18 protein-coding genes and 1 riboswitch are annotated in these 17,836 nt (G+C 70.9%); of the genes, 8 read left to right on the plus strand and 10 right to left on the minus strand.

The features are described 5' to 3' along the window. Positions 1 to 259: 259 nt before the first annotated feature. The 3 genes from JIW86_RS15370 to JIW86_RS15380 all read left to right on the plus strand — a co-directional run bounded on the left by JIW86_RS15370 (position 260) and on the right by JIW86_RS15380 (position 3,624). Positions 260 to 1,024 carry a GntR family transcriptional regulator gene (locus JIW86_RS15370; RefSeq protein ID WP_215146782.1) on the plus strand — a complete coding sequence of 255 codons (765 nt, stop codon included), beginning with the start codon at positions 260 to 262 and terminating at the stop codon, positions 1,022 to 1,024. Between the two features lie 171 nt (positions 1,025 to 1,195). Beyond that, complete coding sequence (locus tag JIW86_RS15375; RefSeq protein ID WP_257554254.1) at positions 1,196 to 3,430, plus strand: carbon starvation CstA family protein; 2,235 nt, start codon at positions 1,196 to 1,198, stop codon at positions 3,428 to 3,430. After that, entirely contained in the window at positions 3,430 to 3,624 is a 195-nt protein-coding gene (locus tag JIW86_RS15380; RefSeq protein ID WP_257554255.1) for a YbdD/YjiX family protein, read from the plus strand. The genes JIW86_RS15375 and JIW86_RS15380 overlap by 1 nt, the downstream gene beginning before the upstream one ends. Before the next feature lie 53 nt (positions 3,625 to 3,677). Here JIW86_RS15380 and JIW86_RS15385 read toward each other — a convergent pair whose 3' ends face one another. Next, positions 3,678 to 4,262 (minus strand): Uma2 family endonuclease, encoded by a 585-nt coding sequence (locus tag JIW86_RS15385; protein ID WP_257554256.1) that lies wholly within the window; start codon positions 4,260 to 4,262, stop codon positions 3,678 to 3,680. Between the two features lie 78 nt (positions 4,263 to 4,340). Here JIW86_RS15385 and JIW86_RS15390 point away from each other — a divergent pair, with 78 nt between their 5' ends. The 3 genes from JIW86_RS15390 (at position 4,341) to JIW86_RS15400 (ending at position 8,534) form a co-directional block, all read left to right on the plus strand. Next, on the plus strand, positions 4,341 to 4,835 hold the full coding sequence (locus tag JIW86_RS15390; RefSeq protein WP_257554258.1) for a GNAT family N-acetyltransferase: 495 nt from the start codon (positions 4,341 to 4,343) through the stop codon (positions 4,833 to 4,835). A gap of 41 nt (positions 4,836 to 4,876) precedes the next feature. Next, positions 4,877 to 4,989, plus strand: a riboswitch (cobalamin riboswitch). A 141-nt stretch (positions 4,990 to 5,130) separates the two neighbouring features. Further along, positions 5,131 to 7,518: a ribonucleoside-diphosphate reductase subunit alpha gene (locus JIW86_RS15395; protein WP_257554259.1), complete on the plus strand. Its 2,388-nt coding sequence runs from the start codon at positions 5,131 to 5,133 to the stop codon at positions 7,516 to 7,518. Beyond that, complete coding sequence (locus JIW86_RS15400; protein ID WP_257554260.1) at positions 7,518 to 8,534, plus strand: ribonucleotide-diphosphate reductase subunit beta; 1,017 nt, start codon at positions 7,518 to 7,520, stop codon at positions 8,532 to 8,534. The genes JIW86_RS15395 and JIW86_RS15400 overlap by 1 nt, the downstream gene beginning before the upstream one ends. A 28-nt stretch (positions 8,535 to 8,562) precedes the next feature. On the opposite strand, the gene JIW86_RS15405 is transcribed toward JIW86_RS15400, so the two are convergent. Next, entirely contained in the window at positions 8,563 to 8,787 is a 225-nt protein-coding gene (locus tag JIW86_RS15405) for a hypothetical protein (RefSeq protein WP_257554261.1), read from the minus strand. Positions 8,788 to 8,869: 82 nt separating this feature from the next. Between JIW86_RS15405 and JIW86_RS15410 the strand changes: the two genes are divergently transcribed. Next, positions 8,870 to 9,838 (plus strand): helix-turn-helix domain-containing protein, encoded by a 969-nt coding sequence (locus tag JIW86_RS15410; protein WP_257554262.1) that lies wholly within the window; start codon positions 8,870 to 8,872, stop codon positions 9,836 to 9,838. 211 nt (positions 9,839 to 10,049) lie between these two features. Continuing rightward, positions 10,050 to 10,175, plus strand: coding sequence for a hypothetical protein (locus tag JIW86_RS15415; protein ID WP_257554263.1), 126 nt, complete (start codon positions 10,050 to 10,052; stop codon positions 10,173 to 10,175). 62 nt (positions 10,176 to 10,237) lie between these two features. On the opposite strand, the gene def is transcribed toward JIW86_RS15415, so the two are convergent. From def to JIW86_RS15455, 8 genes are all read right to left on the minus strand, one after another. Beyond that, complete coding sequence (def, locus tag JIW86_RS15420; protein WP_215146773.1) at positions 10,238 to 10,882, minus strand: peptide deformylase; 645 nt, start codon at positions 10,880 to 10,882, stop codon at positions 10,238 to 10,240. Positions 10,883 to 10,940: 58 nt separating this feature from the next. Continuing rightward, a complete protein-coding gene (locus tag JIW86_RS15425; protein WP_215146772.1) occupies positions 10,941 to 11,951 on the minus strand; it encodes a tetratricopeptide repeat protein in 1,011 nt (336 codons plus the stop codon). A 128-nt stretch (positions 11,952 to 12,079) separates the two neighbouring features. Further along, positions 12,080 to 13,354 carry an HD-GYP domain-containing protein gene (locus tag JIW86_RS15430; protein WP_257554265.1) on the minus strand — a complete coding sequence of 425 codons (1,275 nt, stop codon included), beginning with the start codon at positions 13,352 to 13,354 and terminating at the stop codon, positions 12,080 to 12,082. Continuing rightward, positions 13,351 to 14,808, minus strand: coding sequence for an HD-GYP domain-containing protein (locus tag JIW86_RS15435; protein WP_257554266.1), 1,458 nt, complete (start codon positions 14,806 to 14,808; stop codon positions 13,351 to 13,353). The genes JIW86_RS15430 and JIW86_RS15435 overlap by 4 nt, the downstream gene beginning before the upstream one ends. Positions 14,809 to 15,013: 205 nt before the next feature. Beyond that, positions 15,014 to 15,319 carry a mycothiol system anti-sigma-R factor gene (gene rsrA / locus JIW86_RS15440; protein ID WP_215146769.1) on the minus strand — a complete coding sequence of 102 codons (306 nt, stop codon included), beginning with the start codon at positions 15,317 to 15,319 and terminating at the stop codon, positions 15,014 to 15,016. Continuing rightward, on the minus strand, positions 15,316 to 15,960 hold the full coding sequence (locus JIW86_RS15445; protein ID WP_030709911.1) for a sigma-70 family RNA polymerase sigma factor: 645 nt from the start codon (positions 15,958 to 15,960) through the stop codon (positions 15,316 to 15,318). The genes rsrA and JIW86_RS15445 overlap by 4 nt, the downstream gene beginning before the upstream one ends. A 323-nt stretch (positions 15,961 to 16,283) precedes the next feature. Beyond that, the gene (locus tag JIW86_RS15450; protein WP_257554267.1) at positions 16,284 to 16,925 is read right to left on the minus strand and encodes an alpha/beta family hydrolase; all 642 of its coding nucleotides are present in this window, start codon (positions 16,923 to 16,925) and stop codon (positions 16,284 to 16,286) included. 47 nt (positions 16,926 to 16,972) lie between these two features. After that, on the minus strand, positions 16,973 to 17,791 hold the full coding sequence (locus tag JIW86_RS15455) for an SOS response-associated peptidase (protein ID WP_257554268.1): 819 nt from the start codon (positions 17,789 to 17,791) through the stop codon (positions 16,973 to 16,975). Between the last annotated feature and the right edge of the window lie 45 nt (positions 17,792 to 17,836).

Raw genomic sequence — 17,836 nt, forward strand, 5'->3', positions numbered from 1 at the left:
TTCCCTTGCCCGCCGCGGTGACATACGCGAAGTACTGCCGTGGGGCCGGGATCTGATCCATATTGGTTTAGACCAGTAGCTGGAGCTTGGCCTAGACCTTTAGGGGTGTCAAGGGTCTAATGAGCGGGTGCTCGGTCCGTTATCGGACCGACACCTGGGGAGAGAGAAGGCCTGTCCCCCCGCACGTGTCACGATGTGACCGCACATATCGGAGGAGCCGGTGACGGCAGCGAAACTGGAGTCGGGAAGGCGGGCGGCGATGGCCACCGAAGGGGCGATCACGGAGCCGGAAGGCGGGGCGGCCACCCGCACGGCGCGTGTACCCAAGTACTACCGACTCAAGCGGCACTTGCTCGACATGACCGAGACGCTGCCGCCCGGCACCCCGGTGCCGCCGGAGCGCACGCTCGCGGCCGAATTCGACACCTCGCGGACCACCGTCCGGCAGGCCCTCCAGGAGCTCGTCGTCGAGGGGCGGCTGGAAAGGATCCAGGGCAAGGGGACCTTCGTCGCCAAGCCCAAGGTCTCGCAGGCCCTCCAACTCACCTCGTACACCGAGGACATGCGCGCCCAGGGGCTGGAACCGACGTCCCAGCTGCTGGACATCGGCTACGTGACGGCCGACGACACCCTCGCCGGACTGCTCAAGATCAACACCGGTGGACGGGTGCTGCGCATCGAGCGGCTGCGACTGGCCAGCGGTGAGCCGATGGCCATCGAGACCACCCATCTCTCGGCGAAGCGCTTCCCAGCCCTGCGCCGTTCGCTCGCCAAGTACACCTCCCTCTACACCGCCCTCGCCGAGGTCTACGACGTCCACCTCGCCGAGGCCGAGGAGACGATCGAGACCTCGCTGGCCACCCCGCGCGAGGCCGGACTGCTCGGCACCGACGTCGGCCTGCCGATGCTGATGCTCTCCCGGCACTCCCTCGACGCGGACGGGGAACCCGTGGAGTGGGTGCGGTCGGTGTACCGCGGCGACCGGTACAAGTTCGTCGCCAGGCTCAAGCGGCCCGCCGTCTGACGGCGGAGGTCCGACTGAGGTCCGTCTGAGATCTGCCCGGGGTCCGCCTGGGGTCCGTCCCTATATACCGGCAAACGGAATACCGGAATACGGACGGGGTCTTACGTTCACCGGGCAATCCCCCGTAGATTCCCTGCGCTTACGCAGATGATCGACGAGGGGACGAGGGTCATGCCTGAACCGGAAGCAACTGGGACACAACAGGCTGCATCACAAAAGGACGTGGCGAGTCCGGGCACCACGCCCGGCTCGCCTTCTCCGAAGTCCATCGCCGCATGGGTGCTCGTCGGACTCGTCGGGGCCATCGGCTGGGGCGTTCTGGCCCTTTCGCGCGGCGAGGAGATCTCCGCCGCCTGGCTGCTCGCCGCCGCGCTCGGCTCTTATGCGATCGGCTACCGCTTCTACGCGCGGTTCATCGCCCACCGCGTACTGAAGGTGGACAAGACGCGGGCCACCCCCGCCGAACGCCTTGACAACGGTGTCGACTTCCATCCCACCGATCGGCGGGTACTTTTCGGCCACCACTTCGCCGCCGTCGCCGGCGCCGGACCGCTCGTCGGACCGGTGCTCGCCTCTCAGATGGGCTACCTGCCCGGCACGATCTGGATCGTCGTGGGCGTGATCTTCGCGGGCGCCGTACAGGACATGGTCACGCTGTTCTTCTCCACCCGGCGCAACGGCCGCTCGCTCGGCCAGATGGCCCGGGACGAGATGGGCCCCGTCGGCGGAGCGGCCGCCCTGGTCGCCGTGTTCTCCATCATGATCATCCTCCTGGCAGTGCTCGCGCTCGTCATCGTGAACGCGCTGGCGCACTCCCCCTGGGGTGTCTTCTCCATCGGCATGACCATCCCGATCGCCCTCTTCATGGGCTTCTACCTCCGCGTACTGCGGCCGGGCCGGGTCACCGAGGTCTCCGCCATCGGCGTGGCGCTGCTGCTGCTCGCCATCATCGCGGGCGGCTGGGTCGCCGAGTCCTCCTTCGCGGACACCTTCACCCTGGAGAAGGAGACGCTGGTCATCTGGATGATCGCGTACGGCTTCGTCGCCTCGGTGCTGCCGGTGTGGATGCTGCTCGCGCCCCGCGACTACCTCTCGACCTTCATGAAGGTCGGCACCATCGCACTGCTCGCCGTGGGCGTGGTCATCGCGATGCCGACCCTGAAGATGCCCGCGGTCACGGACTTCGCCGCGCGGGGCGACGGCCCGGTCTTCGCCGGGTCGATGTTCCCGTTCGTCTTCATCACCATCGCGTGCGGCGCCCTGTCCGGCTTCCACTCGCTGGTCGCCTCCGGCACCACCCCGAAGATGATCCAGAAGGAGACCCAGGTCCGGGTCATCGGCTACGGAGCCATGCTGACCGAGTCCTTCGTCGCCGTCATGGCGGTGATAGCGGCCTGCATCATCGAGCCGGGCCTGTTCTTCGCGGTGAACTCCCCCGGCGGCGTCGTCGGCACCACGGTCCAGTCCGCGTCGGAGGCCGTGACCAACTTCGGCTTCGCCATCTCCCCCGAGGCGCTGGCGCAGGCCGCGAAGGACGTGGAGGAGGCCAGCCTGCTGTCCCGTACGGGCGGCGCGCCGACCTTCGCACTCGGAATGTCGGAGATCTTCTCGTCCGTCATCGGCGGCGCCGGCATGAAGGCCTTCTGGTACCACTTCGCCATCATGTTCGAGGCGCTGTTCATCCTGACGACGGTCGACGCGGGCACCCGCGTCGGACGGTTCATGCTCCAGGACACCCTCGGCAACGTGCACAAGTCCTTCAAGGACGTCAGCTGGAAGCCGGGCGTCTGGCTGGCGAGCGCCGTCGTCGTCGGCGGCTGGGGCTACTTCCTGTGGGTCGGCATCAAGGACCCGCTGGGCGGCATCAACCAGCTCTTCCCGCTGTTCGGCATCGCGAACCAGCTGCTCGCCGCGGTCGCCCTGGCCGTCTGCACCACGCTGCTGATCAAGTCCGGCCGGCTCAAGTGGGCCTGGGTGACGGGCGTTCCGCTGGTGTGGGACGTGGCCGTCACGCTCACCGCGAGCTACCAGAAGATCTTCTCGGAGGACGTGAAGGTCGGCTTCTTCGCGCAGCGCGACAAGTACCAGGGCGGCATCGACGCGGGCAAGGTCCTGCCTCCCGCCAAGAACATGGACGAGATGCACACCGTGGTCACCAACGCCACGGTCGACGGCGTGCTGTCGGCGCTGTTCGCGATCCTGATCATCATCGTGCTGGCGGACGCGGCCCGGACCTGCCTCAAGGCCATCCGGAGCCCGGAGTCGGTGCGGCTCTCCGAGGTCCCGTGGACGGAGTCGAAGATCGTCGCTCCGGCGGGGCTGATCCCGACCGCCGAGGAGAAGGCCGAGCTCGCCGCGGCGGGCCTGGACTCGGGCGGCGGGCACGTCAGGGAGCCGGTGGCCTGATGAGCGTGCGCAGCGCGATGGCGAGGGCGCGGTTCTTCGTAAGGGAGTTCTCGGGCGAGGCGGCCTACGACCGGTACGTCGCCCACGCCCGCTCCCACGACCCGGACGCGAAGGTCCCGACCCGCCGAGAGTTCGAACGCGCCCGCACGGACGCCCGCGAGGCGGACCCCCGCGAGGGCTTCGGCTGCTGCTGAGCCGACAGACGCCGAAGGCCCCGCCGCATCCCGCGGCGGGGCCTTCGGGTCGTTCAGCGGACCCAGTCCTTGAGGACTTCGGTCTGGAGGGTGATGCCTACGGGGTCGGGAAGCTTGATTTCCTTGCCGAAGGGAACGGTGCGCACAGTCTCGTAGCTTTCGCCATCCGGGTCGCTGTGGACGACAACCTGACACTTGAGCCGGTCGATGAGCAGGTACACGGGGATACCGGTCTGCGCATAAGCGCGCGGCTTCTCGATCCGGTCGCGCCGCTCGGTGTCGGAGTCCCACGAGGTCACCTCGACGGCCATCAGGATCGGGCTCGGATCCACCCAGTCGCCCTGCCCTACGAACGCGTCCTCGTGCGCCAGAACCCCGTCCGGAATGGCGCGGCCCTCCCGGTACTGTTCCGCCTTGATCCCCTGCCCCGGGTGCAGCCAGAACTCCGGGTGGTGCTGCATGCAGATCCGCGTCAGCCACAGAATGATCCGCCCGTGGTCCCCGTCTGGCATGGCCTTGCTCCTCAGCACCCCACCGATGAATTCCAGTCGCAGCCCCTCCGCCTCGCGAGCCGCTATGCGGGCCAGGTGCTCGAACTCTTCGATCGTCATGTGGGGACGTTCAGTCATCACGGTCATGCCTCACTCACCTTCCACGACGGTGCTCTCTCCGACGATAGCGCCGACCACCGACACCCGTCCGGCACACTCGACCGCATGGACATCGCTATCAGGGCGGCACTACCCGCCGAATACGAGCAGCTCGGCGAGATCACCGCGCAGGCCTACCTGGGTGACGGGCTCCTGGGCTCCGGCGAGGCGTTCTACGCGGCCGTACTGCGCGATGTCGCCGGCCGGGCCGCCGACGGGGAAGTGCTCGTGGCCGTCGACGAGGGCGCCGTACTCGGCGGGGTGACCTTCGCCCCGCCCGGGAGCCCGCTGGCCGACATCGCCGGGCCCGGCGAGGCGGAGTTCCGGATGCTGGCCGTCTCCCGAGAGGCGCGCGGACGCGGCGCGGGCGAGGCCCTGGTGCGCGCTTGCGTGGCCCGCGCGCGGGAACTGGCGGGGGTCACGCACCTGGTGCTCTCCACCCAGCGCGGCATGACTGGGGCCCAGCGGATATACGAGCGACTCGGTTTCATCCGTACGCCGGAGCGGGACTGGGCGCCCGTTCCCGGGCTCACCTTGCTCACGTACCGTCTGGAGCTGTAGCCACGCCGACACAACATGTGGGGGGTCGCGCATAGGCGGCCCCCCACATGTATGCTCAGGGCTGCTGTCGCCGCAGGGGAATCCGGTGTGAATCCGGAACTGTCCCGCAACGGTATGAAAAGTCCGAGGACCTGCCGACAGCGCGCCCGGGTCGACCGAACCGGGTGCCGACACGTCCGGGCCTCGCGGTTGGGCCGGTGGACGCCATGCGGTGTACGCGTTCCTGCGCGCCCGCATGCGCCCGCTCGCGCCCCGCCCCGCCGATGACCGGGCCGAGCGAGGGAGAGCTCCCGCCGTGACCATCGCGCCTTCCGCACCGCGCGCCGAGTCCGTTTCTGGCGACAACACCGAGGGCCCGGGGGCCACGCTGCTGCGTACCCTCACCGAACTGACGGCGGACCTCCCCGACACCGACCCCGGCCGGGTCGCCGCCGCCGCGCTGCGCGGCCGCAGCTCCGCCGCCGACGACGCCGAACTGCGCGGGCTGGCCACCGAGGCCGCCGCCGGTCTGATCTCCGAGGACCCCGCGTACTCGAAGCTCGCCGCCCGGCTGCTGACGCTCGCCGTCCGGGACGAAGCCGCCGGCCAGGGCGCCACCTCCTTCTCCGCCTCAGTCGAGGTCGGACACCGCGAGGGGCTCATCGCCGACCGCACGGCCGAGTTCGTACGGACCCACGCGAGCCGCCTGGACGCGCTGGTGGAGCACACCCTCGCCGAGGGCGCCGACGACCGGTTCGGCTTCTTCGGCCTGCGCACCCTGCACAGCCGCTACCTGCTGCGCCACCCGATCACCCGCCAGGTCGTCGAGACCCCGCAGTTCTTCATGCTGCGCGTCGCCTGCGGTCTGGCCGAGAACGAGAGCGTCCAGGCCGTCGAGGAAGTGGCCTCGCTGTACCGGCTGATGAGCCGCCTCGACTACCTGCCGTCCTCCCCGACGCTCTTCAACTCCGGCACCCGGCACCCGCAGATGTCCTCCTGCTACCTGCTGGACTCCCCGCTGGACGAGCTCGACTCGATCTACGACCGCTACCACCAGGTCGCGCGCCTGTCCAAGCACGCCGGCGGCATCGGTCTCTCGTACTCCCGCATCCGCGCCCGCGGTTCGCTGATCCGCGGCACCAACGGCCACTCCAACGGCATCGTGCCGTTCCTGAAGACCCTCGACGCCTCCGTCGCCGCCGTGAACCAGGGCGGCCGCCGCAAGGGCGCCGCCGCCGTCTACCTGGAGACCTGGCACGCGGACATCGAGGAGTTCCTGGAGCTCCGCGACAACACCGGCGAGGACCAGCGCCGTACGCACAACCTGAACCTGGCGCACTGGGTGCCGGACGAGTTCATGCGCCGGGTGAACGCCGACGCCGACTGGTCGCTGTTCTCCCCGGCCGACGTGCCCGAGCTCGTCGACCTGTGGGGCGACGAGTTCGACGCCGCCTACCGCAAGGCCGAGGCGGCCGGTCTGGCCCGCAAGACCATGCCCGCGCGCGACCTGTACGGCCGGATGATGCGCACCCTCGCGCAGACCGGCCAGGGCTGGATGACCTTCAAGGACGCCTCCAACCGCACGGCGAACCAGACCGCCGAGCCGGGCACCGTCGTCCACTCCTCCAACCTGTGCACCGAGATCATCGAGGTCACCAACGACGGCGAGACGGCCGTCTGCAACCTCGGGTCGGTCAACATGGGCGCCTTCGTGGTGGACGGGGAGATCGACTGGGAGCGCCTGGACGAGACCGTCCGCACGGCCGTCACCTTCCTCGACCGCGTGGTGGACATCAACTTCTACCCGACCGAGCAGGCCGGCCGCTCCAACTCCCGCTGGCGCCCGGTGGGCCTGGGCGCGATGGGCCTCCAGGACGTCTTCTTCAAGCTGCGGCTGCCCTTCGACTCCCCCGAGGCGAAGGCCCTGTCCACCAAGCTCTCCGAGCGCATCATGCTGGCCGCGTACGAGGCCTCCTGCGACCTCGCCGAGCGCAGCGGCCCGCTGCCGGCCTGGGAGCAGACCCGCACCGCCCGCGGTGTCCTGCACCCGGACCACTACGACGTGGAGCTGAACTGGCCGGAGCGCTGGGACGCGCTGCGCGCCCGGATCGCGAAGACCGGCATGCGCAACTCGCTGCTGCTGGCCATCGCTCCGACGGCGACGATCGCCTCGATCGCGGGCGTGTACGAGTGCATCGAGCCGCAGGTCTCCAACCTCTTCAAGCGCGAGACGCTGAGCGGCGAGTTCCTCCAGGTCAACGCGTACCTGGTGGACGAGCTGAAGCAGCTCGGCGTGTGGGACGCGCAGACCCGCGAGGCGCTGCGCGACGCCAGCGGTTCGGTGCAGGGCTTCGGCTGGATCCCGGCCGAGGTGCGCGAGCTGTACCGCACGGCGTGGGAGATCCCGCAGCGCGGCCTGATCGACATGGCGGCGGCCCGTACCCCGTTCCTGGACCAGGCCCAGTCGCTGAACCTGTTCCTGGAGACGCCCACCATCGGCAAGCTCAGCTCGATGTACGCGTACGCCTGGAAGCAGGGCCTGAAGACCACGTACTACCTGCGCTCGCGCCCGGCGACGAAGATCGCCCGCGCCGCGTCCGGCTCCGCCGTCCCGGTCGCCGCCAACCCGCTCCCGCAGGCCGTCGACGCCGACGCTCTGGCCTGCTCCCTTGAGAACCCCGAGTCCTGCGAGGCCTGCCAGTAATGAGCTCCACCGACAACAAGAACCTCCTGGACCCGGGCTTCGAGCTCACGCTCCGCCCCATGCGCTACCCGGACTTCTACGAGCGCTACCGGGACGCGATCAAGAACACGTGGACGGTGGAGGAGGTCGACCTCCACTCGGACGTGGCGGACCTCGCGAAGCTGACGCCGGCCGAGCAGCACATGATCGGCCGTCTGGTCGCGTTCTTCGCGACGGGCGACTCGATCGTCTCGAACAACCTGGTGCTGACGCTCTACAAGCACATCAACTCCCCGGAGGCGCGCCTGTACCTGTCGCGTCAGCTGTTCGAGGAGGCCGTGCACGTCCAGTTCTATCTGACGCTGCTCGACACCTACCTGCCCGACCCGGACGACCGCTCGGCCGCGTTCGACGCCGTCGAGGAGATCCCGTCGATCCGCGAGAAGGCGCAGTTCTGCTTCAAGTGGATCAACGAGGTCGAGAAGCTGGACCGGCTGGAGACGCAGGCCGACCGCCGCCGCTTCCTGCTGAACCTGATCTGCTTCGCCGCGTGCATCGAGGGCCTGTTCTTCTACGGCGCCTTCGCGTACGTGTACTGGTTCCGCTCCCGCGGTCTGCTGCACGGCCTGGCCACCGGCACCAACTGGGTGTTCCGCGACGAGACCATGCACATGAACTTCGCCTTCGAGGTCGTGGACACGGTCCGCAAGGAGGAGCCGGAGCTCTTCGACGACGCACTCCAGCAGCAGGTCACCGACATGCTGAAGGAGGCCGTGGAGGCGGAGCTGCAGTTCGGCCGCGACCTGTGCGGCGAGGGCCTGCCGGGCATGAACACCGAGTCGATGCGCGAGTACCTGGAGTGCGTCGCGGACCAGCGCCTGGTCCGCCTCGGCTTCGCGCCGGTGTACGGCTCGCAGAACCCGTTCTCCTTCATGGAGCTGCAGGGCGTCCAGGAGCTGACCAACTTCTTCGAGCGCCGTCCGTCGGCGTACCAGGTCGCGGTCGAGGGCACGGTCGACCTGGACGAGGACTTCTAGCCCGTCCTCGCGTTCCGGGGGCGGGGGCTCAATGGGCCATGCGTCCCCGGCGCCAGGCGGCGAACCGGATGCCGCGCCGGCGCGGGGTGGGCGGGAGACCGCCCGCCCGCTGGCGCGGCAGCCACACCCGCCGGGTCGCGGCGGCCCGCAGCTGCCGGTCGATCCGCCGGTCGCCGCGCGCCCCGTACAGGCTGGGCCCGAGCAGGACGGCGGCGAGGACCAGGACGGCGAGGTAATTCACGAAGGTGGTCATACCTCCACTGTCCGCCTGATCGCCCATGATCGAACAGTGGCAGTACTGTCACTCAAGAGCGAATTACTGCCACACTGAGGTCATGCTGACCAACGTGGCCGTGGCCCTCGTCGACGGAGTCGCCCCCTTCGAGTTCGGGATCTTCTGCGAGGTCTTCGGGATCGACCGCAGCTCACAGGGGCTGCCGGTGTACGACTTCGCCGTGTGCGCGGCCGAGGAAGGCCCGCTGACCATGGCCGACGTCGGCTTCGCCATCGCCCCCGCGCACGGCCTGGAGAGGCTGGAGGAGGCGGACCTGATCTGCCTGCCCGCCGACCGGCAGGCGCCCGTACGGGAGTACCCCGAGCCGTTCCTCGACGCCCTGCGCCGGGCCGTGGACCGGGGCGCGCGGGTGCTGAGCGTGTGCAGCGGTGCCTTCGTCCTGGGCGCGGCCGGCCTGCTCGACGGCCGCCGCTGCACGACGCACTGGATGCACGCCCCGACCCTGGCGCGCCGGTTCCCGCGGGCCGCCGTCGACCCCGACGTGCTCTACGTGGACGAAGGCCGGGTGATCACCTCCGCGGGCACCGCTTCGGGCATCGACGCCTGCCTGCACGTCGTCCGGCAGGAGCACGGGGCCGAGGTGGCCAACACCATCGCGCGGCGGATGGTCGTCCCGCCGCACCGGGACGGCGGGCAGGCCCAGTACATCCAGCGGCCGCTCCCGCGCACCGCCTGCGACACGGTGGGCGAGGTGATCGGGTGGATGGCCCGGCACCTGGAGGACGAGATCACCGTCGAGCAGCTCGCGGAGCGCGCACACATGTCCCCGCGCACCTTCGCCCGCCGCTTCCTCCAGGAGACCGGCACCACCCCGTACCAGTGGGTGCTGCGCCAGCGGGTCCTGCTGGCCCAGGAGTTGCTGGAGTCCACCGACGAAACGGTCGACGCGATCGCGGGCCGCTGCGGCTTCGGGAACGCGGCCGCCCTGCGCCACCACTTCCTGCGGACGCTCGGCACCACCCCGAACACCTTCAGGCGGGCGTTCCGGGGCCCGCGGGCCGTGGCCTGACCGCCCGGCCCGCTGACGCACCGGCCCGCCGGTGCACCGGCCGCGAAGCGCGCCCTGGCCGGAAAACGCTCCCTGGCCGAGAACCAGGGAACCTTTGGCCCAAACCAGGCCCGTGTGTAGTCAAGCGGTGTCGTACGGTGATGACGCCCGGCCTGTCGCCCCCGCACAGCGGCCGGCCGCGCACCGCTCACCACAGCCCAGGAGGGCCCGTATGTCCCGTACCGCCCGCATCCTCACCGCTGCCCCCTTCGCCGCTCCGCTCGTCGACGGCGCCTCCGCGGACAGTGGCTGGGGCGCCGCACCGGCCGACAGCGGCTGGGGCAGGCCCAAGCAGTAGTCCGACGCGTCAGGGCCCCGCTCCCTCACGGGAGGCGGGGCCCTGACGCGTGGTGCGAAAGATCAGTCGTTGGGGACCGTCTCGTAGCGCGGGGTGCCCTCCGCCATCTGCCGCAGGGCGTCCTTGCGGTCGCGCTTGGAGAGCCGGTCGATGTACAGGTACCCGTACAGGTGGTCGGTCTCGTGCTGGAGGCAGCGCGCGAAGTAGCCGGTGCCGCGCACCTTGATCGGGTTGCCCTGCGCGTCCTGGCCCTCGACCTCGGCGTAGTCCGGGCGGGCCAGCGAGGCATACGCCGTCGGGACCGACAGGCAGCCCTCGTTGGAGTCGTCCAGCACCCGCGCGCCGGCCGGCAGCTCGACGAGCTTCGGGTTGACGACAACACCGGTGTGCCGATTGCCGTCGTCGTCCGGGCAGTCGTAGACGAAGACCTTGGCGTCCACGCCGATCTGGTTCGCGGCCAGGCCCACGCCCTCGGCGGCCCGCTGGCTGGCGAACATGTCGTCGATCAGCTGCGCCAGCTCGTCGCCGAACTCGGTGACGTCCTTGCACTCCCGGTGCAGGACCGGGTTGCCGACCACCGTGATGGGGCGGGCGGTGCCACGCTCGCGGTGGGCGAGCTCGCGCTCCGCACAGTCCTCGGTGTCCACGACGTACCCGTCGTTCACCTCGCCCGCGACCTCGACAACCTCGTTCTCCTGCTGCGCCATGTCCGCCGTACGCCTTCCGTAAGTCACCGATGTGCCCGTACAGCCTACGGCCCCCGGCTCAGCAGACTTCCTCGAGATCCCGCCACTCCCGGGTGTCCGGACTGTCGGCGACCCAGCCGTCCAGCAGTCCGCGCACCAGACCGGCCGGAGCCGCGATGCCGCACTCCCGCTCGGGCACCCACAGCAGACCGGAACCGGTCGTACGGTGACCCAGCGGCCCAGGATGCCCCGGCTCGCTGTGGTCGTGCGGATCCAGGTGCTCCCCGTCGCCCTCGTCGCTCGGCATCTCGCTCTCCGAGCAGGTCCGGCACAGCAGCCGCACGGACGAGGACCAGTCCTCGGCGGCGAAGCCGGCGTCCGAGGCCAGCTGCTCCAGCGCGTTGCGGTCCGCCTCGCCGGCCGCCTCCAGCAGCACCACCCAGGTCGGCACCGGCGACGGCGCCCACAGCTCGATCTCGTCGAACACGGGGTACGAGGGTCCGGCCGCGGTGACCCGCTCGCCGTGCGGGACCCCGTCGTGGAGCACCACCTCGCCCCAGCGGCGCCCCGAGGAGGGCAGCGGGATCGACAGGACCTCCATCCGGGCCGGGTCCAGCCGGCGTCCCCAGACCACCTCGGCCTCGCCCTCGGGCGACAGGCGTACGGCGGCGCTGCCGAGCTCCATGCCCACCGGCTCACCACTGTGCTTCCCGTTGCCGGAACCGGCTCCGTGCGGGTCTCCGGGCACCTTCAGCCCGTACGCCTGCCAGGCCCGCCGGGCCAGCGGCCAGTCCTGGAGCGCGGTCGCGGCGATCCCGACGTTCCACCAGTCCGGGGCGCCCGTCTCACGGTCCAGCAGGGCCACGGCGCGCAGTCCGGCGGACCGCGCCTGCTCCCAGTCGTGCCGGAACTTGTGCAGCAGGGCCAGATTGAACCAGGACTCGGACAGCCAGGGCTCCAGGTCCGCGGCTCTGGTCAGGAGCGCGCCCGCGTCCTCGTACCGCCCGTCCCCGATCAGCGTGAACGCGCGGTCGGTGGCCTGCCGCCACGAGGCGGAGGGCCGATGCCGTACCTTCCCGAAGATCCTCACGATTCCCGCCTGCCTGGGGGCACCTCCCGGCGGAAGCCGGGGGACTGCGGTGCCTTGCGGACACTCTCACTCTCACTCTTACTGGCATCCAACCATGCCCACTCGGACGGCCGCTCATTACCCATGGGTTACCCAGGTGGGACGGGAACAACTCTGTCACGTCCGCCCCTGGCCAGAACCCTCGCCAAGCACTCCACGACCTCCGGCTGGAAGTCGTGCCCGGTGCCCAGGCGGAGCCGCTCCAGGGCGGCCAGTGAGCCGCTCGGGTGACGGTCGCCGCCGACCAGGTCGTCGTACGCGTTCACCGCGCGCACGATGCGTGCGGCGACGGGCTGCTCCCGGTACGGGTCCGCCTGCCGCTCCACGACCACGGCCACCTCGGCGGGCACCCCGGTCTGGCGGGCCACCTCCCCGCCGAGCTCGGCGATCCGGCGGGCCTCGGCGGCGGGCAGGACCGCGGTGGCCCCGTCCGGAACCGGGTCGACGAGGGAGAGCTGCCCGATGTCGTGCATCAGTGCCGCGTACTCCAGGACCGTGAGCTCCCGCTCCGAGAGCCCCAGCTCCCGGCCCACCGCGCAGCTCAGGGCGGCCACCCGGCGGGAGTGGCCGGGCGGGGTGTAGCCGGCGATCTCCGTGGCCCGGGCCAGGGAGGTGATGGTCTGGCGGTAGGTGGTGCGGATCGCGGTGATCCGGTGGAAGGACATCTGGGTCAGCAGCAGGGGCACGCTGAAGACGGGCAGGGCCCACAGCCCGGCCCCCGCGACGCCGAGGGCCATCACGACGCCGGTGGCGCAGATCGCCGAGCCGATGCCGAGCTGGGCGCGCAGCTCGTCGCGCAGCAGTGGCCCGTACGGCCAGCCGGTGCGGGCCCCGGCGAGGACGGCGGCGAGCACGGCTTCGCACAGCGCGGTGAGGCCGAGGAGGCAGAGCAGGAAGAGGACCAGGTACGGGCCCTGGCCGACCCACTCCTCGAGCCGGCCGGAGTTGTAGAGCGGCTGGAAACAGACGGCGGCGAAGGTGACGGTGAGCACGCGGCGGGCGACGTGGTCCACGGCGGGGCCGTGGCCCCGGGCGGTGTGCGGGACGATCCCGGCGAGGACGGCCGCGACGACGACGGCGACGATCTGCAGGACCCCGTGGTGGGTGGGCTGCCCGGCGATCGGGCCGAGGAGGGCGTAGGCGAGGGCTCCGGCGAAGCCGAGCGGCGCGGGCCGGCGGTCGGTGCCCTCGACCCGGTGGCCCGTGCGGTGGTCACGGCGGGCGAGCTCGCCGATGGTGATCAGGATGCCGAAGGCCAGGGCGGTGCCGGGTTCGACGAGGCCGTTCCACAGGGTGTGGCCGAGGCCGGCGGCGGTCAGCAGCCCGGCGGCCCCGCGCACCGTCCAGACGGCGGCCGCCCTCATGTTCCGGCCCCCGGCGGGGCCTGGGACGCGGGGACACCGGCCTGGTGGGAGCCCTGCGCCGGCAGCGCGGCCAGCGGCGGCGCCCCCGGGCCGCCGGGAGGAGGCGTGCGCGTGCTGATCACCTGGAGGTCGGCGTCGGAGGTGACCACCGGGTGCCAGCCGTGCCGTCCGATGGCCCCGGTCAGGGCGCCCACCATCGCCGGGTCGAACTGCGCCCCCGCGCACCTCTCCAGCTCCGCCAGGGCGACCGGCACCGGCCGGGCCCGGCTGTACGACCGGGTCGAGGTCATCGCGTCGAAGGCGTCGGCCACCGCCACCACCCGGGCCAGCTCGGGGATCTGGTCGCCGGTCAGCCCGTACGGGTAGCCGGAGCCGTCGACCCGCTCGTGGTGGTGCAGGATCGCCGACCGGGCCTCCCCGAGGAAGCCGATGCCGCGCACCATCTCGTGCCCGTACTCGGGGTGCAGCTCGATGATCCGGCGCTCCTGCGGGGTGAGCGGCCCGTCCTTGCGCAGCAGCCGGGTCGGGACGCCGAGCTTGCCGACGTCGTGCAGGATCCCGGCGATGCGGACGACTTCGAGGCGGTCCTCGGCCATGCCGAGCTCGCGGGCGATCATCGCGGAGGCCTGGCCGACGCGTTCGCTGTGGCCCCGCGTGTAGCGGTCCTTGATGTCCACGGCCTGGACGAGGGCGCGGATGGTGGCCTGGTGGGCGGCGCGTTCGCGGTGGTACTGGGCGAAGACCCAGCAGGAGATGTACATCGGCAGCAGGACGAGCAGTGCGGCCGGGAGCCCGTACGGGCTGCGCCACATGACGGCCATCATGAGTCCGGCGAGGCCGTGCACGCAGTGCGGGGCGAGGGACCGGGTGAACAGTCCGCGCCAGGCGGTGGCGGCGGGCCGGCGTTCCGCGGCGGCCAGGACGCCTCCGTCGAGGGCGGTGAGCACCAGGCAGAAGGCGACGGCCGCGGCCGCCGCAGGGAGCATCACGTACGGGAAGTCGGCCGCCCAGAGGGGCGGGTCCACCGCCCCCGGCGGCCCGGACTCCGCGGAGGAGCCCAGCGCGGCCGGGCCGCGCAGCAGCCGGAACGTTTGCCCGGCGGTCCAGGCGGCTATCGACTGCTGCGCGCCGTGCCACACCCGGCGCACCCAGGCGGGCCGCTGGACCACGGTCCCCGCGAGCCCGCCGGGCAGCGCCACGAGCGCGGCGGCGGCGGGCGGCAGCAGGAAGACGGCGGCCAGCACCACGGGGAAGAAGGAGCCGATGCCCTCGGGCACCCGGCTGCCCGGCAGCGGGAAGATCTTCACGAGTTCGCAGCCGAGGTAGAGCACGGCGAGCAGGGCGACGGCGGCCCAGGGCGTACCGGAATCGGCGACGGCGGGCGCGGCGCATGCGAGGGACGCGAGGACGGCGCACAGGATGTAGCCGCGCGCCGCCGGCGGAAGTACCCGCATGGCGCTCTCCTCCCCTGTGCCGTGCACGCCAGGTACTGAATCAAACCAGCACCGAATGGGGAGAATAAGTGGGGCCCCGAGAGAAGCGGGCCACATTTTCACATTGCGCCATACGGACGCCCCCGGATTAGCACTTTCGAGTGAACGAAGTGCCGGTCCGGGGGCGGGGGTTGTTCAATCTTCCGGCCGAACGGCCGCGGAAGTGTCAGCCGGTGGCCGGGTTGTCGGCGGTGATGTCATGATCGGGAACGGCCTGTCCCGACCGGATCAGTTCGATCCGTCCCATCACCTTGGACCGCAGGTCGCTCGGTACGTCGTCCGAGCCGCAGCAGCGCTTCACCAGCTTCTTCACGGCCTGCTCCAGGCCGTACTTCTCCAGACAGGGGCTGCACTCGCCGAAGTGTGTCTCGAACTTCGTGCAGTCGCTGTCGGGCATCTCATGGTCGAGGAACTCGTAAAGGTGATCCAGGACCTCAGAGCACTCCGTCTCGTGCGGCTCTCCGCAACTCATGAGCCCGAGCCTTTCCGGTCGTTCGACTCTCCCGCGCCCGCGGGAACCAGCCCGCGTTCACGGGCATAGTCCTCCAGCATTCCGCGGAGTTGACGGCGGCCACGGTGCAGTCGCGACATGACCGTACCGATGGGTGTACCCATGATGTCGGCGATCTCCTTGTACGCAAAGCCCTCTACGTCGGCAAGGTAGACCGCGATGCGGAACTCCTCCGGAATGGCCTGGAGCGCTTCCTTCACATCCGAATCGGGCAGGTGATCGAGCGCCTGCGATTCGGCGGATCGCAGCCCGGTCGACATGTGCGACTCGGCGCGCGCCAGCTGCCAGTCCTCGATCTCCTCCGCGGCGCTGCGCTGGGGTTCGCGCTGCTTCTTGCGGTAGGAGTTGATGAACGTGTTGGTCAGGATGCGGTACAGCCACGCCTTCAGGTTGGTGCCCTCGCGGAACTGGTGGAAGGACGCGTATGCCTTCGCGTACGTCTCCTGGACCAGGTCCTCGGCGTCGGCCGGGTTGCGCGTCATGCGCAGCGCGGCCGAGTACATCTGGTCGAGGTAACCGAGGGCGTCCCGCTCGAAGCGCGCGTTCCGCTCCGGGGTCGTCTCCTCCGCGTGGCCTTCGTCGGTCCCAGCGACAGGACCCACCTCCTCCGACTGCGTGGCGGCTCCGAAAGCGGATCCGCTCGAATCGGAGAATAGTCGACCATCCCGGCCCTCCGCCGCCCGAGCCGTGCTGCGCTTGGGGGCAGGAAGAACCGTCCAGTCCAGGTCAGCGGCCTGCCGACGGTTCTGACTGATGACCTGGGTCATGCGCTCCCTCTCCTCCGACAAGTTCCCTTACGTACCGACATCCGGGACAACAGAAGGTTCGGGCGGCGCATTCCCCGGCGGGGGCCGGGATTTCGGCCCGTTCCGGGGCCCGCGCGGCAGGGGTGACGCGGATCACCCCACAATCCACCGGGTCCCGATCAGACCTCGAGGGCGGTGAGCCACTCGGCCACCGATTCGGTGATCAGCGCGAGGGCGGCCTCCTGGGTGACGTCCGCCTTCTTGGGCACCGCGAAGCCGTGGTCCCCGTACGGGACCTCCACGAGCGTGTAGGAGCCGCCCGGCGGGAACTCCTCCGGGCGCCCGAAGGGGTCCCGGCCGCCCTGGACCACCAGCGTGGGCCGCCCGGCGCCCAGCAGCTCCTCGGCCCGGGACTTCTCCGGCCGGCCCGGCGGGTGCAGCGGGAAGGCCAGCGCCAGCACCCCGGCCGCGCCCAGTGCGGCCGCGGTCCGGCAGGCCACCCGGGCCCCGGCGCTGCGGCCGCCCGCGACCACGGGCAGCCCGGGCTTCGCGAGGGCCGGCCACAGCCCGTGCCACCCCTCGTCGAGCACCTTGGGCGCGGCTGCGACCTTCTTCCCGGCGACCCGCCAGGGCTGTTCGACCAGCGCCACGGTGATCCCGCGCGCGGGCAGGGCGGCTGCCAGCGCCTGGAGGTCCCGGGCCTCGATGCCGCCACCGGCGCCGTGGCTGACGGCGAGCACGAGCCCGGCCTTGCGGGCGGTGTGCCAGGTGATGCGGGCCTCGCCCGCCGGGGTGTCGACGCTCTCGGTACGCGTGCTCATGGACCCATCCTGCAACGGGCCGCGGCGCCGGCGCGCTGGCCGACGCGCTAGAAGAGCGTGCCCTCCTCCGGCGCGGCGAGCTCCGCCAGCAGCTCCGGCCCGTTGTTCCGTACGTTGCTGACGGCGGTGGACACCGGGTAGGCGCGCATCAGGCCGCCCGGCGGCGGTGCCAGCAGCTCCCGCAGCGAGCCCTCGGTGTCGGTGTTCGCCGGGTCCAGCCAGGCGTCCCAGCGGTCGGGGGTCAGCATGAGCGGCATCCGCGGGTGGATCTCGGACAGCGAGCGCGGCCCCTCGGCGGGAGCCACCCCCAGCGGCCCAGTCTCGGCCTCGGTGGTGATCACCGAGCAGGTGACCCACCAGGCGAGCGGGTGCTCGTCGGGCAGGGTCCGGTCGCGCCAGAACTCGTATATCCCGGCCATGGCGAACACGGAGCCGTCGGCGGGGAGCACGAAATAGGGCTGCTTGCGGGCCCGCTTCTTCTTGCCCTCCACCTCCAGCTGCCGCTCGTCGTGGGCGGTGACCCACTCGTAGTAGCCGTCGGCGGGGACGATGCAGCGGCGCTGCGCGAAGGGGCGCCGGAAGGAGGGCTTCTCGGCGAGGGTCTCGGACCGGGCGTTGATCATCCGGGCGGCGCCGTCGGGGTTCTGGGCCCAGGAGGGGACGAGCCCCCACTTCAGGGTGCGCAGCTGGCGAACCGGACGGGGGTCGGACGCGTCTTTCAGGGGACGGTCGAGGACGACGTGGACCTGCTTGGTCGGCGCCACGTTGAAGTCGGGGGCCAGGGCCTCCTCCGGCTCCCACTTCTCGATGCCGAAGGCCTCCACCAGGTCCTCGGGTCCACGACTCACCGCATACCGTCCGCACATGGCTGCCACACTGCCATGTCACCCACTCACCACCGCAAGGAGTCC

The sequence above is a fragment of the Streptomyces sp. NBC_00162 genome (assembly GCF_024611995.1).
Lineage (GTDB): Bacteria > Actinomycetota > Actinomycetes > Streptomycetales > Streptomycetaceae > Streptomyces.